This is a genomic window from Streptomyces sp. NPDC048565 (assembly GCF_040650935.1).
In the GTDB taxonomy this organism is placed as follows: Bacteria; Actinomycetota; Actinomycetes; order Streptomycetales; family Streptomycetaceae; genus Streptomyces.
The window spans coordinates 241,080-255,102 of the sequence record NZ_JBEZIH010000006.1; the positions used below are offsets into that span (position 1 = coordinate 241,080).

At 71.2% G+C, this 14,023-nt stretch carries 14 protein-coding genes; 11 read left to right on the forward strand and 3 right to left on the reverse strand.

The genetic code is table 11. From position 1 onward, the window contains the following. Nucleotides 1-43: 43 nt before the first annotated feature. Both AB0C75_RS10455 and AB0C75_RS10460 read left to right on the forward strand, forming a co-directional pair. Nucleotides 44-1,177 (forward strand): acyl-CoA dehydrogenase family protein, encoded by a 1,134-nt coding sequence (locus tag AB0C75_RS10455; protein ID WP_362889032.1) that lies wholly within the window; start codon nt 44-46, stop codon nt 1,175-1,177. After that, the gene (locus AB0C75_RS10460; protein ID WP_362889034.1) at nt 1,174-1,575 is read left to right on the forward strand and encodes a RidA family protein; all 402 of its coding nucleotides are present in this window, start codon (nt 1,174-1,176) and stop codon (nt 1,573-1,575) included. The genes AB0C75_RS10455 and AB0C75_RS10460 overlap by 4 nt, the downstream gene beginning before the upstream one ends. Before the next feature lie 15 nt (nt 1,576-1,590). On the opposite strand, the gene AB0C75_RS10465 is transcribed toward AB0C75_RS10460, so the two are convergent. Then, nucleotides 1,591-2,724 (reverse strand): FAD-dependent monooxygenase, encoded by a 1,134-nt coding sequence (locus tag AB0C75_RS10465; RefSeq protein ID WP_362889036.1) that lies wholly within the window; start codon nt 2,722-2,724, stop codon nt 1,591-1,593. A gap of 223 nt (nt 2,725-2,947) precedes the next feature. Between AB0C75_RS10465 and AB0C75_RS10470 the strand changes: the two genes are divergently transcribed. Genes AB0C75_RS10470 through AB0C75_RS10500 form a run of 7 tightly spaced genes read left to right on the forward strand, consistent with a single transcriptional unit; the run spans nt 2,948 to nt 9,800 of the window. Then, a complete protein-coding gene (locus tag AB0C75_RS10470; RefSeq protein WP_362889038.1) occupies nt 2,948-5,851 on the forward strand; it encodes a Na+/H+ antiporter subunit A in 2,904 nt (967 codons plus the stop codon). Further along, complete coding sequence (locus AB0C75_RS10475) at nt 5,848-6,438, forward strand: Na(+)/H(+) antiporter subunit C (protein ID WP_362889040.1); 591 nt, start codon at nt 5,848-5,850, stop codon at nt 6,436-6,438. Before AB0C75_RS10470 ends, AB0C75_RS10475 begins: the two co-directional genes overlap by 4 nt. Next, the gene (locus AB0C75_RS10480) at nt 6,435-8,084 is read left to right on the forward strand and encodes a Na+/H+ antiporter subunit D (RefSeq protein WP_362889042.1); all 1,650 of its coding nucleotides are present in this window, start codon (nt 6,435-6,437) and stop codon (nt 8,082-8,084) included. The genes AB0C75_RS10475 and AB0C75_RS10480 overlap by 4 nt, the downstream gene beginning before the upstream one ends. After that, the gene (locus tag AB0C75_RS10485; RefSeq protein ID WP_362889044.1) at nt 8,081-8,710 is read left to right on the forward strand and encodes a Na+/H+ antiporter subunit E; all 630 of its coding nucleotides are present in this window, start codon (nt 8,081-8,083) and stop codon (nt 8,708-8,710) included. The genes AB0C75_RS10480 and AB0C75_RS10485 overlap by 4 nt, the downstream gene beginning before the upstream one ends. Further along, entirely contained in the window at nt 8,707-9,030 is a 324-nt protein-coding gene (locus AB0C75_RS10490) for a monovalent cation/H+ antiporter complex subunit F (protein ID WP_362889046.1), read from the forward strand. Before AB0C75_RS10485 ends, AB0C75_RS10490 begins: the two co-directional genes overlap by 4 nt. After that, nucleotides 9,027-9,413, forward strand: coding sequence for a monovalent cation/H(+) antiporter subunit G (gene mnhG / locus AB0C75_RS10495; RefSeq protein ID WP_362889048.1), 387 nt, complete (start codon nt 9,027-9,029; stop codon nt 9,411-9,413). The genes AB0C75_RS10490 and mnhG overlap by 4 nt, the downstream gene beginning before the upstream one ends. Before the next feature lie 9 nt (nt 9,414-9,422). Continuing rightward, a complete protein-coding gene (locus AB0C75_RS10500) occupies nt 9,423-9,800 on the forward strand; it encodes an ankyrin repeat domain-containing protein (RefSeq protein ID WP_362889050.1) in 378 nt (125 codons plus the stop codon). A gap of 69 nt (nt 9,801-9,869) precedes the next feature. Here the strand turns inward: AB0C75_RS10500 and AB0C75_RS10505 are convergent, their stop codons facing one another. Then, a complete protein-coding gene (locus AB0C75_RS10505; RefSeq protein ID WP_362889182.1) occupies nt 9,870-11,336 on the reverse strand; it encodes a catalase in 1,467 nt (488 codons plus the stop codon). A gap of 25 nt (nt 11,337-11,361) precedes the next feature. Beyond that, nucleotides 11,362-11,808: a Fur family transcriptional regulator gene (locus tag AB0C75_RS10510; RefSeq protein ID WP_362889052.1), complete on the reverse strand. Its 447-nt coding sequence runs from the start codon at nt 11,806-11,808 to the stop codon at nt 11,362-11,364. Nucleotides 11,809-11,964: 156 nt separating this feature from the next. Between AB0C75_RS10510 and AB0C75_RS10515 the strand changes: the two genes are divergently transcribed. Beyond that, a complete protein-coding gene (locus AB0C75_RS10515) occupies nt 11,965-13,431 on the forward strand; it encodes an AlkA N-terminal domain-containing protein (RefSeq protein ID WP_362889054.1) in 1,467 nt (488 codons plus the stop codon). 21 nt (nt 13,432-13,452) lie between these two features. Beyond that, entirely contained in the window at nt 13,453-13,968 is a 516-nt protein-coding gene (locus tag AB0C75_RS10520) for a methylated-DNA--[protein]-cysteine S-methyltransferase (RefSeq protein ID WP_362889056.1), read from the forward strand. The last annotated feature ends 55 nt before the right edge of the window (nt 13,969-14,023 follow it).

The window sequence follows — 14,023 nt, forward strand, 5'->3', positions numbered from 1 at the left end:
TAGTCAACAGTCCGCGATAAGTCGTGACAAGAGAGGCGCCGGTATGACGGCATTCTCCCTCGATCCCGGTCGAACCGCCTGGTGCGACGAGCTGTACACACTCGCCCGCGACGAGCTGCGTCCCCTCGCCGACAAGGGCGAGCCCGGCCACGTCAACCGTCCGCTCGTCGAGGCCCTCGGAAGGCTGGGGCTCCTCGACCGGCTCCTCGGCTCGGGCGCGCTCGATCTCTGCCTGCTGCGCGAATCGCTGGCGCGCGGCTGCACCGAGGCGGAGACCGCGCTCGCGCTCCAGGGCCTCGGATCGGGCCCGGTCCGCACGGCGGGTACCGAGGCCCAGCGCGCGCGATGGCTCCCCGAGGTGCGCGCGGGCCGCGCCGTCGCCGCCTTCGCGCTCAGCGAGCCGGGAGCCGGGTCCGACGCCGCGGCGCTCGCACTCGCCGCACGACCCGCGCCCGACGGGAACGGCTGGCGGCTCAGCGGCGAGAAGTGCTGGATCTCCAACGCCCCCGAGGCCGACTTCTACACCGTGTTCGCGCGCACGGGCGAGGGTGCGGGAGCCCGTGGCGTCACCGCGTTCCTCGTACCCGCCGGCCGTCCCGGGCTCACCGGCGAGCCCCTGGAGATGCTCTCCCCGCACCCCATCGGGGCGCTGGACTTCGACGATGTACCGGTGACGGCCGATGACGTGCTCGGCGAGCCGGGCCGGGGGTTCCGGGTCGCCATGGACACCCTGAACCTCTTCCGGCCCAGCGTCGGGGCGTTCGCCGTGGGCATGGCGCGCGCCGCGCTCGACGCGACCCTGGAACACACGGCGCACCGCACCGCCTTCGGGGCCCCGCTCAAGGACCTCCAGGCCGTCTCGCACCAGGTGGCCGAGATGGCCACCCGCACCGAGGCCGCCCGGCTCCTGGTGTACGCGGCGGCGGCCGCCCATGACGCGGGTGAGCCCGGCGTGCCCCGGCGCGCGGCGATGGCCAAGCTGTACGCCACCGAGACCGCGCAGTACGTCGTGGACGCGGCCGTCCAGCTGCACGGTGCCCGTGCGCTGCGCCGGGGCCATCTGCTCGAACACCTGTACAGAGAGGTCCGCGCGCCCCGGATCTACGAGGGCGCCACCGAGGTGCAGCGCACCATCATCGCCAAGGAGCTGTACGCGACACAGGAGCCGCCCGCATGAATCCGATCACCCGGGTCAACCCCGCCCCACTCGCCCCGCCCACGGGCTTCTCGCACGCCGTCACGGCCACCGGCGGCCGACTGGTCTTCCTGGCCGGCCAGACGGCGCTGGACGGCGAGGGGAAGGTCGTCGGCGCCACCCTGCCGGAGCAGTTCGAGACGGCCCTGGGGAATCTGCTCACCGCCCTGCGCGCTGCGGGCGGCGCCCCGCCGGCCCTCGCCAGGGTCACCGTCTACGCCACCGATGTGGCCGACTACCGCGCCCATGCCGCCGAACTGGGCGGTATCTGGCGGAGGCTGGCGGGACGTGAGTATCCGGCCATGGCCGTCATCGGGGCGGTCAGGCTCTGGGACGAACAGGCGTTGGTCGAGATCGACGGCATCGCCGTGCTGGACTGAGCCCGTCCCCGGACGTCAGTACGGCTCGACCAGCGCTCGGGCGGCGCCCGGTGCCCCGGCCTTCAGGAGCTCGTCCTCCTCCGGCGTCGTCGCGGTGCCCGTCTCGTCCTTGAGGATCGCGCGCGAGAGGTTCTGCACGAACATCGCACGGGCACGGCGGCGCTCCTCCCATGCTGCGACGCCCGCGGCGACGTCCTCCTCCGCGTCCAGCGACCGGGCCAGGACCAGCGCGTCCTCCACCGCCATCGCCGCGCCCTGCGCGAGGTTCGGGGTGCTCGCGTGCGCGGCGTCACCGGCGATGACGACCCGGCCGACATGCCAGGGCGCGTCCACGGTGACCTGCGAGATACGCGAGTACACGACTCCGTCCGCCGTGTTCACCGAGGCCAGCGCCTCGGCGACGGGTCCGCCGAACCCGGCGAGCCGCTGGCGTAGCTGCTCGTGCGCCCGTGCGGGGTCGGGTCGGAAGTCCGGCTCCTCGGCCGTCACGGCGGCCAGATACATCAGCTCGTCCGTGATCGGGGTGAGAAGCGCCTTCGTCGAGGTCCGGCCCGCGCTCACCACGACGCCCCGGACCTCGGGCAGCCGGTCCACGGTGACCCGCCAGTTGGCGAAGCCCGTGTACTCGGGGGTGAAGCGGTCGCCGTACAGCCTGGTCCGCAGCGGGGAGCCGATGCCGTCGAAGCCGACGACCAGGTCCCAGCGGGCACAGGAGCCGTCGGACAGGGTCACCTCGACACCGGCACCGTCGTCGACCAGCTCGTCGATCGTCGTACCGAAGCGGATCGGAACGCCGGCGGCCACGGTGGCGGCGCCCAGCACCCGTGCCAGGGCGGGGCGCGGAATGCCGTTGCTCGCGGGGGCGCCGTCCATACGGGGCTGCGGGATCTTGGCGAGCGTGACACCGGCCGGGTCACAGACGGTCAGCACCTCCCACTCGAAGCCGGCCGCCACACAGGCGTCGAGCACACCGATCTCACGCATGACATGCAGGGCGTTGGACGGCTGGATGATGCCGACGCCGAGTGCGTCCAGCTCGTCACGGAGTTCGACGACCTCGACCGTGTGCCCGCTCCCGGCGAGTGCGACGGCCAAGGTGAGTCCGCCGATGCCGCCGCCGTGGACCAGTACGCGCAAGGGTTCTGACATCTCGGACAACTCCAGGAGAGGTGTGTGATGCCCATGAGTGGCAAGGCGCCATTCAATGGCCGGTCAAATGAGTGGAGAGCGTGGGCACATGAATATTAGTCGCACCGCAGGCGGTCGACGTGGGCCGTAACCAGCGGGCCGGGGGCCGCGCGGCGCGCCGTACGGGTGAACACGGGTGGGGGATATATCTGTATTCAGTGCCCTTTGTCCCGGACTGCCTGTCGTGATCGCGCTCATCCTCTGCCACTTCGTGCTGGCGGCGTGCTCGGTGCCGCTCGTACGTCGGCTCGGCAGGTACGCCTTCGTCGTGCTCGCGCTGCCCCCCGCGGCCACCACGGTGTGGGCCGTCACCGAGTGGGGCGCGACATCGGACGGCCGGGCGGTCACCTGGTCCTGGGAGTGGATCGGCACGTACGACGTGTCGGTGGCCCTGCGCCTGGACGCGCTCGCCGAGCTGATGGTGCTGCTCGCGGCCGGGGTGGGCATGCTCGTCCTGCTGTACTGCGCTTCCTACTTCACCGACTCCTCGCCCCAACTTGCCTCCTTCGCCGGGAATCTGCTGGCCTTCGCCGGCGCCATGCTCGCCCTCGTCCTCGCCGACGACCTGATCTCCCTCTATGTGTTCTGGGAACTGACCACCGTCTTCTCCTACCTGTTGATCGGTCACGCCAGCGAACGCAAGAAGAACCGCCGCTCCGCACTCCAGGCACTGACGGTCACCACCCTCGGCGGCCTCGCGATGCTGGTCGGCTTCCTGATCCTCGGTCAGGCGGCGGGCACCTACCGGATCTCCACGATCGTCGCCGACCCGCCCGAGCCGACCGCCGCCGTGTCGGTGGCCGTCGCCCTCGTGCTGTGCGGGGCCCTGTCCAAGTCGGCGATCTGGCCGTTCAGCCTCTGGCTGCCGAACGCCATGGCGGCGCCCACCCCGGTCAGTGCCTACCTGCACGCCGCGGCCATGGTCAAGGCCGGTGTCTACCTGGTGGCGCGGCTCGCCCCCGCCTTCGCCGACGTCCCCGTCTGGCGCCCCGTCGTCCTCGTGCTGGGCGGAGCGACGATGCTCCTCGGGGGCTGGCGCGCCCTGCGTCTGAACGACCTGAAGCTCGTACTCGCCTACGGCACCGTCAGCCAGCTCGGCTTCCTCACGGTGCTCGCCGGCGCGGGCAACCGCAACGCCGCGCTCGCCGCCGTAGCCATGGTTCTGGGCCATGCGCTGTTCAAGGCCGCACTGTTCCTCGTCATCGGCATCGTGGACCACGCCGCCGGCACCCGTGACCTGCGAAGACTATCCGGCCTCGCCCGCACCACGCCCTACCTCTGCGCAGTCGCGGTGCTCGCCGCCGCCTCCATGGCGGCCCTGCCTCCCCTCCTCGGTTTCGCCGCCAAGGAGGCCGCCTTCGACGCGCTGCTGCACGGCGACGCCGCCGACCGCTGGGCGCTGGCCGCCGCGGTCATCGGCTCCGTGCTGACCGTCGCCTACACCCTGCGCTTCGTATGGGGCGCCTTCGCCCGCAAGCCGGGTGTCGCCGTCACCCCCGTCCACCGCGTCGGTGCCGCCATCCTGGCGCCGCCCGCGGTGCTCGCCGTCGCCGGACTCGTACTCGGTCCCGGCGTCGGATGGACGGACCGCCTGTTCGCCGCGTACGCCGACGGCTTCCCCGCCCCCGCGCACCCCTTCCACCTGGCCCTCTGGCACGGCTTCGGGACGGTTCTGCTGCTGTCCGCCGTCACCTGGGCCGGCGGCGTCGTGCTCTTCGTGGGCCGTACGACGGTCACCCGCGTCTCCCGGCGCGTGGCCTGGCCGACCGCGGACAGTGTCTTCGGGCACCTCCTGCTCGGCCTGGAACGTGTCGCGCTCCAGGTCACCGGCTTCGTCCAGCGAGGCTCCCTCCCCGGCTACCTGGCCATCACCATGGTGGTGATGCTGTTCGGCCAGCTGGCGGTCCTGGTCACGGACCGCCCATGGGAGGGAGCCGTCGCACCCCGGGTGTGGGACGCCCCGCTCCAAGGCGCGGTGGCTGTGCTGACCTGTGTGGCCGCGCTCACCTGCCTGACCGTCAGCCGCCGGATGAAAGCCGTCGTCCTGGCGGGACTGACCGGCTACGGGACCGCGGTGCTCTTCGTCGTGCAGGGCGCGCCCGACCTGGCGCTCACCCAGTTCTGCGTCGAGACCGTGTCGATGATCGTGTTCGTCCTGATCCTGCGCCGGATGCCGGTGCGTTTCGAGGAGTCGATCGGCACCTGGCGGCGGGCGCTGCGGATCCCGCTGGCGCTGGGCGCGGCGGCGACGGTCGGCGTGGCCGTCTGGGTGGCCGGCGGCTCCCGCGTCGCCGAGCCCGCGGGCCCGGCGATGGTCGAGGAGGTCGCCCGTCACGGTCTCAAGGACGTGGTGGCCACCATCCTGGTCGATCTGCGTGCCTGGGACACGATGGGGGAGTCCGCCGTACTCGCGGCGGCGGCGATCGGGGTCACCAGTCTCATCTACCTGCACCGGCGCGGTGAGACGGCCCCGAGCAAGGATGAACTGCAGGGCGAGACCGCCTGGGCACTGTCGGGCCGACGGCTCGCCGGCCTGCCGCTGAGCGGCGACGACACCGCCCCCGAACGCAGCTGGCTGGCAGCCGGATCCACCCTCGCGCCCGAGCACCGGTCCATCGTCTTCGAGGTGGTGGCCCGGCTGCTCTTCCACCCCATCCTCGTGCTCTCCCTGTATCTGCTGTTCTGCGCGGAGAACATGCCGGGCGGCGGCTTCGTCGGCGGACTCGTGGCCGGCCTCGGCCTCATCACCCGCTATCTGGCGGGCGGCAGATTCGAGCTCGCCGAGGCCGCGCCGCTGCAGCCGGGACTCTTCACAGGCCTTGGACTGTTCGTGTCCACCGGAGTCGCCCTGGGCGGCCTCGCCGACGGGACGGTACTGCACGCCTGGACCTATCACGGGCATCTGCCCGTGCTGGGCGACTACCACCTGGGCACATCGGTCCTCTTCGACTTCGGTGTCTATCTGCTGGTCCTCGGCGTGGTCCTGGACATCGTGCGGGCGCTGGGCGCCAAGGTCGACCGCCAGATCGAACGCGCGGCGGGCGCACTGACCCCCGCGCCGGACACCGGGAAGGGGGAGCAGCGATGATCATGAGCGCCTCGCTCCTCGCCACATCCGTCGTGCTCTGCGCGGTCGGCGGCATCCTGATGCTCACCCGGCCGCTCACCCGCATCCTGCTCGGCGCGGTGATCGCGAGCAACGGCATCAATCTGCTGGTCCTCTCGTCGACCGGGTCGGCGGGCGCGGCACCCCTGCTCTACGGGGTGCCGCTGCGACGCGTCACCGACCCGCTGCCCCAGGCCATCGCCCTCACCGCCATCGTCATCACGCTCGCCACCACCGCGTTCCTGCTGGCCATGGCCTACCGCAGCTACCAGCTCACCGGCACGGACGAGGTACACGACGACCTGGAGGACCGGCGTATCTTCCTGCGCGCCGAAGTGCTGGGGGAGCGGGCCGAACTCCGGGAGGAGTACAGGTCGGGGCCGAGCCCCACACGGCAGGAGCGTGCGCACTACCGCGAGGAACACCGCCGGCTGCGGGCCAGGCTGCGGGCCGACCGTGCCCACCAGGCCCGGGGCAGGGACGCCGGCGGAGACCTGTGGAACGACGTGCTGGGAGCCGATCCGGAGGACTACATGCACGACAAGGACGACCGAGGAGCCACCGGATGAACGCCCTCGTCCCGCTGCCGGTGCTGCTGCCGCTCTGCGCCACCGGGGTGAGCCTCGCCTTCGGCACGCGGCTCGCACGCTTCCAGCGCTTCATCAGCGTCGCCGTCCTCACCGCCGTACTCGGACTCTCGGTGTCGCTGATGATCGCCGCCGACCGCCAGGGGCCCCTGTCCGTCCACCTCGGAGACTTCGCCCCGCCGCTCGGCATCACCCTGGTCGCCGACCGGCTGTCCGGGCTGATGCTGACCATCTCCTCGGCGGTCACCCTCGCCGTCCTGGTCTACTCGCTCGGCCAGGGCATGGCGGACCGCGACCAGAAGACACCCGTCGCCGTCTTCCACCCCGCCTATCTCATCCTGGTCGGAGGGGTCTCCCTCACCTTCATCGCGGGCGACCTCGTCAACCTCTACGTCGGCTTCGAGATCATGCTGGTCGCCAGCTTCGTCCTGCTCACGCTCGGTGGAACCGGCCCCCGGATCCGGGCCGGCTCCACCTACGTGATCATTTCGCTGTTCTCCTCGATGCTGTTCCTCACGGGGATCGCCATGACCTACGCCGCCACCGGCACTGCCAACCTCGCGCAGCTGGCGGTCCGGCTGCCCGAACTGCCCCTCGGCGTGCAGACGCTGGTCCAGGCCATGCTGCTCACCGTCTTCGCCATCAAGGCCGCCGTCTTCCCGCTCGCCGCCTGGCTCCCCGACTCCTACCCGACGGCGCCCGCGCCCGTCACCGCGGTCTTCGCGGGCCTGCTGACGAAGGTCGGCGTCTACTGCATGCTGCGGACGGAGACCCTGCTCTTCCCCGGCAACCGGCTCGGCGACCTGCTCATGGTCGTCGCCCTCGCTTCGATGATCGTGGGCATCCTCGGGGCGGTCGCCCAGACCGACCTGAAGCGGCTGTTCTCCTTCACCCTCATCAGCCACATCGGTTACATGGTCTTCGGCATCGGCCTCGCCACCCGCGCGTCGTACGGCGGTGCGATCTTCTACGTCGCCCACCACATCACCGTCCAGACCACTCTCTTCCTGGTGGCGGGACTCATCGAACGCCGGGGCGGCACCAACGAGCTGACCCGGCTCGGCGGACTGGCCAGATCGGCTCCGCTGCTCGCGGTCCTCTTCTTCGTACCCGCGATGAACTTCGCCGGGATCCCGCCGTTCTCCGGTTTCATCGGCAAGCTCGGACTCATGAGGGCCGGCGTCTCCGACGGCGGGGTCTGGGCCTGGATCCTCGTCGCGGGCGCGACCGTGACGAGCCTGCTCACGCTGTACGTGATGGCCAAGATCTGGAATCTGGCCTTCTGGCGCACCGAGCCACCCGGCCAGGCCGCCTACGGAACGGTCCTGGAGGCGGCCGACGACAGCGAGGACGAGGACACCGACGCAGGACCCGACCGTATCCCCGGCACGGGCGACGAAGGGGTGGGGCCCGTACCGGCCGGCCAGACCCTGGCCGCCACCCTGCAGGGCCGGGTCGTCACCACCACGGTCCGCCCGCCCACGGCCATGACGGCGGCCACCGCGGGCGCCGTCGCACTCGGCCTCGCCTTCACCGTCCTGGCCGGCCCACTGGCGGCGTTCACCGACCGATCGGCAGCCGAACTCATCGCGCGCAGCCCCTATGTGGAGGAGGTGCTCGGCCGGTGAGGCGCCTGATCACCCTGTCGTACCACAACCCCGAACTGCCCCCCTTCAGCATCCAGTTCGCCGGCCGCGGGCGCCGGGTGCTCGACCTTCCGCTGATCGCCTGGCTCACCCTGATCTGGGTCCTGCTGTGGTCCACCCTGACCTGGGCCAATGTCGTGACCGGCGCGGTCGTCGCGGTGGTCGTCTGCCTGGCGTTTCCGCTGCCGCAGGTCGACCTGGGGCTGCGGCTGCACCCCTGGGGCGTCCTCCGGCTCGCCGGATATCTGCTCTACGACATGTACACCTCCGGCGTGAAGGTGACCCGGCAGATCTTCGCCGGCCGCCCGCACAGGCCCGCCGTCATCGGCGTACCGCTGCGGTGCCGCAGCGACCTGATGCTCGCGGCGACCGCCGTCTCCGTGTCCAACCTGCCGGGCGGCTCCGTCGTCGAGGTGCGCAGGGCAACCGCCACGCTCTTCCTGCACGTGCTGGACGCGGACCGACCGGCGGAGCTGGAGGCGGCCAGGCACTCCGTCTGGAAGCTGGAGGAGCTGACGGTCCGGGCGTTCGGCACCAGGGACGAGATCGACCGGGTGTCCGAGCCGCCGCCGGCCTCCGGACCAGGCATCGAGGAGGAGCGGACATGAGTGTCCCCGAGACGGTCGACCGTGTGCTCATGACCGCCGCCGTCGTGCTCGTCGTCGTGGCGGTCGCGCTGCTGCTCTTCAGGATCAGCCGCGGGCCGTCCATGCTGGACCGGGCCATCTGCCTCGATGTCTTCGCGGCGGTGGTCATCGCGGGCCTGGGCGTCAAGTCGGCCTTCGCCCGGGACTCGTTCTACTTCCCGATCATGCTGGTGCTGGCCTTCCTCGGCTTCACCGGATCGGTGGGCATCGCGCGCTTCATCGCCGTACGGGACAGACCGCTGTCGCGCCGGAGGGCCGCTGGGAAGGAGGGGGAGCGATGAACGTCCTGCTTCAGGTCGCGGACACGGCCGGGGCGGCATGTGTGTTCCTCGGCGCGGCGATCTGCCTCCTCGGGGTCGTCGGCATGCTCAAGCTGCCCGACGTCCTCTCGCGCAGCCACGCCGCCACCAAGCCGCAGTCCCTCGGGCTGCTGGTGGTGCTGGCCGGGGTCGCGCTGAGGCTGCACAGCGTGATGGACCTGGCGACGCTGGCCCTCATCGGCTTCTTCCAGCTGCTGACGGGCCCGGTGGCATCCCACCTCGTGGCGAGGTCGGCGTACCGGACGGGGCAGGTCGAGCGCGGTGATCTCCTGTTCGACGACCTGGACGCGCAGCTCACCGAGCCGGGGCAGGAGGAGGGCCAGGGCCGGCGTGACAGCCCTTAAAGTGGGGGCATGGAACCGCTATCCGAGGAACAGACCGGCCGTCTCGTCGCGATCGTGATGGACCTGGCCAGGGAGGGCCGCTCGGGGGAGCTCCTGGAGTTCCTCGACCACGGGCTGCCGGTCGACGTCCAGGACCAGGACGGCAACACGGCCCTCATGCTCGCCGCGTACCACGGGCGGGCGGAGACGGTGCGGGCCCTCGTGGAACGCGGCGCCGATGTCGATCTGCGGAACGCCCGGGACCAGTCGCCGGTGGCGGGCGCCCTGTTCAAGGGCGAGGACGCGATCGTCACGGCGCTGGTCGCCGCGGGTGCCGACCTGGACGCCGGCACCCCCAGCGCGCGGGCCACGGCTGAGATGTTCGGGCGGACGGCCCTGCTGAAGTAGCCGTCACCGCGCAGGGGCCCCGGGCGACGAGATGTCGCCCGGGGCCCCTCGTGTCACAGTCGCTCGGACCTACTTGGCGGCCTTCAGCGCCTCGATGGCCTTGCGGACACCCTCGCCGTAGGCCGGGTCGGCCTGCGTGCAGTGGTGGATGTGACGCTCGATGGTGGCCTGGGAGGCACCGTCGATGGCCCGGGCGGTGTTGCCGAACAGGGCGTCCTGCTCCTCCGGGGTCATCTGCCGGAACAGGTTGCCCGGCTGCTCGAAGTAGTTGTCGTCGTCCTCGCGGTAGTCGAACCGGTCGGCCGCGGCACCGTCGAGCGCCAGACCGGGCTCGGCGAACTGCGGCTGCTCCGCCCAGCGGCCGTAGCTGTTCGGGGTGTAACCGGGGGTGGCGCCCTGGTTGCCGTCCACGCGCAGCTGGCCGTCGCGGTGGTAGGTGTTGACGTTCTTGGCACCGCGGGGCTGGTTCACCGGGATCTGGTGGTGGTTGACCCCGACGCGGTAGCGCGCGGCGTCACCGTAGGAGAACAGCCGGCCCTGGAGCATGCGGTCGGGCGACGCGGCCACGCCCGGAACGAAGTTGGCCGGGGTGAAGGCGGCCTGCTCCACGTCGGCGAAGTAGTTCTCCGGGTTGCGGTTGAGCTCGAACTCGCCGACCTCGATGAGCGGGTAGTCCTTCTTGGACCAGACCTTGGTGAGGTCGAACGGGTGGTAGCGGTACGACGCGGCGTCCGCCTCCGGCATGACCTGGATGAAGAAGGTCCACTTCGGGTTGTCGCCGCGCTCGATGGCGTCGAACAGGTCCGCCTGCGAGGACTCGCGGTCGTCGGCGACGATCGCGGCGGCCTCCTCGTCGGTCAGGTTCTTGATGCCCTGCTGCGTGCGGAAGTGGAACTTCACCCAGAAGCGCTCGTTGCTCTCGTTGATGAACGAGTACGTGTGGGATCCGAAGCCGTGCATGTGGCGGTAGCCGTCGGGGATGCCGCGGTCCGACATCACGATGGTGACCTGGTGCAGGGCCTCGGGGAGGTTGGTCCAGAAGTCCCAGTTGTTCTCCGCCGACCGCAGGTTGGTGCGCGGGTCACGCTTCACGGCGCGGTTGAGGTCGGGGAAGTGGTGGGGGTCGCGGTGGAAGAAGACCGGCGTGTTGTTGCCGACGACGTCCCAGTTGCCCTCCTCCGTGTAGAAGCGGAGGGCGAAACCGCGGATGTCACGCTCCGCGTCGGCCGCGCCGCGCTCACCGGCGACGGTCGAGAAACGGGCGAAGAGCTCCGTCTCCTTGCCGACCTCGGAGAAGAGGGCGGCCTTGGAGTAGCGGGTGATGTCCTGCGTCACCTTGAAGGTGCCGAAGGCACCGGACCCCTTGGCGTGCATACGACGCTCGGGGATGACCTCACGGCTGAAGTGGGCCAGTTTCTCCAGGAACCAGACGTCCTGGAGCAGCATCGGGCCACGCGGGCCGGCGGTGACAGCGTTCTCGTTGTCCGCGACCGGTGCGCCGGCGGCAGTGGTCAGCGGCTTCGTGTTCTCAGAAATTGTCCTGCTCCTCCGTGTGGAAACTTCAGTGCACCGACTTCGGGTCCTGCCGGCCACGATCGGTGCGACATCCGGGGCAGAGGCCCCAGTACGTCACCTCTACGTGGTCGATGGCGAACCCGTGATCCTGGGGCGCCTCAAGAGGCGGAGAGCCGTGCGGGACATCGACGTCGGCGATCGTGCCGCACGAGCGGCAGACCATGTGCTGATGGTTGTCCCGGGACTGTCCTTCGTACCGTGCCGGGGAATTCGGCAGGTCGATCCGTCGCGCCAGCCCGGCGTCGACGAGGGTCTTGAGTACGTCGTAGACGGCTTGGGTCGAGACCGTGCCGATGCGTGTGCGTACCAGGCTGAGGACGGTACTGACATCGGAGTGTGGGGCCTCGTGGACCGCCGAGAGCACGGCGACCCTGGGACGGGTCACCCGCAATGACGCTCCGCGCAGGAGGGTCCTGGCCTCGGTTTCGATCACCTACGCAGTGAACCACTTTTCTGGAATGATTCCAATCAGTGTGGCCGGCATTCTGCGACGGGCTCGTCGTTCCGGCAGGTCGCAGCGCGCCGCGCGACCCGACGCGATGTCCGATTTCCGCCAGCACGGGGACGCGCGATGCCGCACTCTTGAAGCATGAGCAGCGACGACAGCAGGTACGAGGCGGTGACCAGCCGCGACGCCCGGTTCGACGGCGAGTTCTTCTTCGCCGTGTCCACGACCGGGATCTACTGCCGCCCGAGCTGCCCCGCCACCACGCCCAAGCGCCGCAACGTCACGTTCTTCCCCACCGCGGCCGCCGCCCAGAGCGGCGGGTTCCGCGCCTGCCGGCGCTGCCGCCCCGACGCGGTGCCCGGCTCGGCCGACTGGAACGCGCGTGCCGACCTGGTGGGCCGGGCGATGCGGCTGATCGGCGACGGGGTCGTCGACCGTGAGGGCGTCGCAGGGCTTGCCGCGCGCCTCGGCTACAGCGCCCGCCAGGTGCAGCGCCAGCTGAACGCCGAGGTCGGCGCGGGGCCCATCGCGCTCGCCCGCGCCCAACGGGCCCACACCGCACGGGTCCTGCTGCAGACGACGACGCTGCAGGCCGCCGAGATCGCGTTCGCCGCCGGCTTCGCCAGCGTGCGGCAGTTCAACGACACGGTCCGGGAGGTCTACGCGCTCACCCCCGGTGAGCTGCGCACCAGCAGGCCCGGCCGGTCCTCACGCTTCGGTTCCGTCGGCATCGCGGACGGGGGCGGGGGAGTGCCGCTGCGGCTCGCCCACCGGGGGCCGTACGCGGCGGCCGGGATCTTCGACCACCTCGCCGCCCGCGCCCTCACCGGCATCGAGGAGATGGCCGGCGAGCGGGGCGGACGCACCTACCGGCGCACCCTGCGCCTGCCGCACGGCACCGGCATCGCCGAGGTCCGCGAGCGGACCGGCGACGGCTGGCTGGAGTGCCGGCTGCACCTGGGCGATCTGCGCGATCTGACGACCGCCACCCAGCGGATGCGCCGGCTCTTCGACCTGGACGCCGACCCCTACGCGGTCGCCGAACGCCTGGGCGCGGATCCCGCACTGGCCCCGCTCGTCGCCCGTACGCCGGGGCTGCGGGCCCCCGGCGCCGCCGACGTGCACGAACTGGCCGTACGCGCGGTCATCGGGCGACAGGTTTCCCGTTCCACGGGGCGCCGGCTCGGCAGCGCGCTGGTGACCGCCTACGGAGTCCCACTCCAGGTGCCCAGCGGAGGTCTCACCCGTACGTTCCCCGACCCCGGCGACCTCGCGGAAGCGGGCCTCGCGGAGCTGGGGACGACCGACTCGCGGCGCGCCACCCTGCGTGCCGTCGCCACGGCCCTGGCGGACGGCCGGATCGGGCTCGGCCCCGGCGCCGACCGCGACCTGGCCGAGAAGGAGCTCCTGAGCCTGCCCGGCGTCGACCCCTGGACAGCCGGCTACATCCGCATGCGGGCGCTCGGCGACCCCGATGTACTGCTCGCCGACGACCCGGCCGTACGGACGGCCGTGCGGCACGCGGGCGACGCGGGGGCCTGGCGCCCCTGGCGCACGTACGCCATGCACCATCTCTGGAACGCCGGTGCGATGTCCGAATCCCGCTAGCACGAACATGGAAGGTCACTCATGACGACGACGATGCTCCACACGACGATCGACAGCCCGCTCGGCGAGCTGCTGCTGGTGGGCGAGGAGTCCCCCACCGCCCGGGGCGGCACCGCCCTCGCCTCACTCTCCGTTCCCGGCCAGAAGGGCGGCGCGACGGTCCAGGACGGCTGGGCCGAGAGCGCGGAGGCCTTCACCGTGATCGCCGCCGAGCTGCGCGCGTACTTCGAGGGGAGCCTGACCGGCTTCGGCATCGAGTACGCCGAAGGCCGCGGCACCGACTTCCAGCGGCGCGTATGGAAGGCACTGGACGCCATCCCGTACGGGACGACGACCGGCTACGGCGAGATCGCCGCACGGATCGGTGCCTCGCGCGCGGCCGTGCGTGCGGTCGGCACCGCGATCGGTGCGAACCCGCTGCTGGTCGTGCGCCCCTGCCACCGTGTGATCGGCGCGAGCGGCGCCCTGACCGGATACGCGGGCGGCCTCGACCGCAAGAGGCGGCTCCTGGACCTGGAGAGCCATCACCTGGCCTGATATCGACCCCCGGCACTTCAGCAGGGGCCGAAACATCGGACACCTACCCTTGATG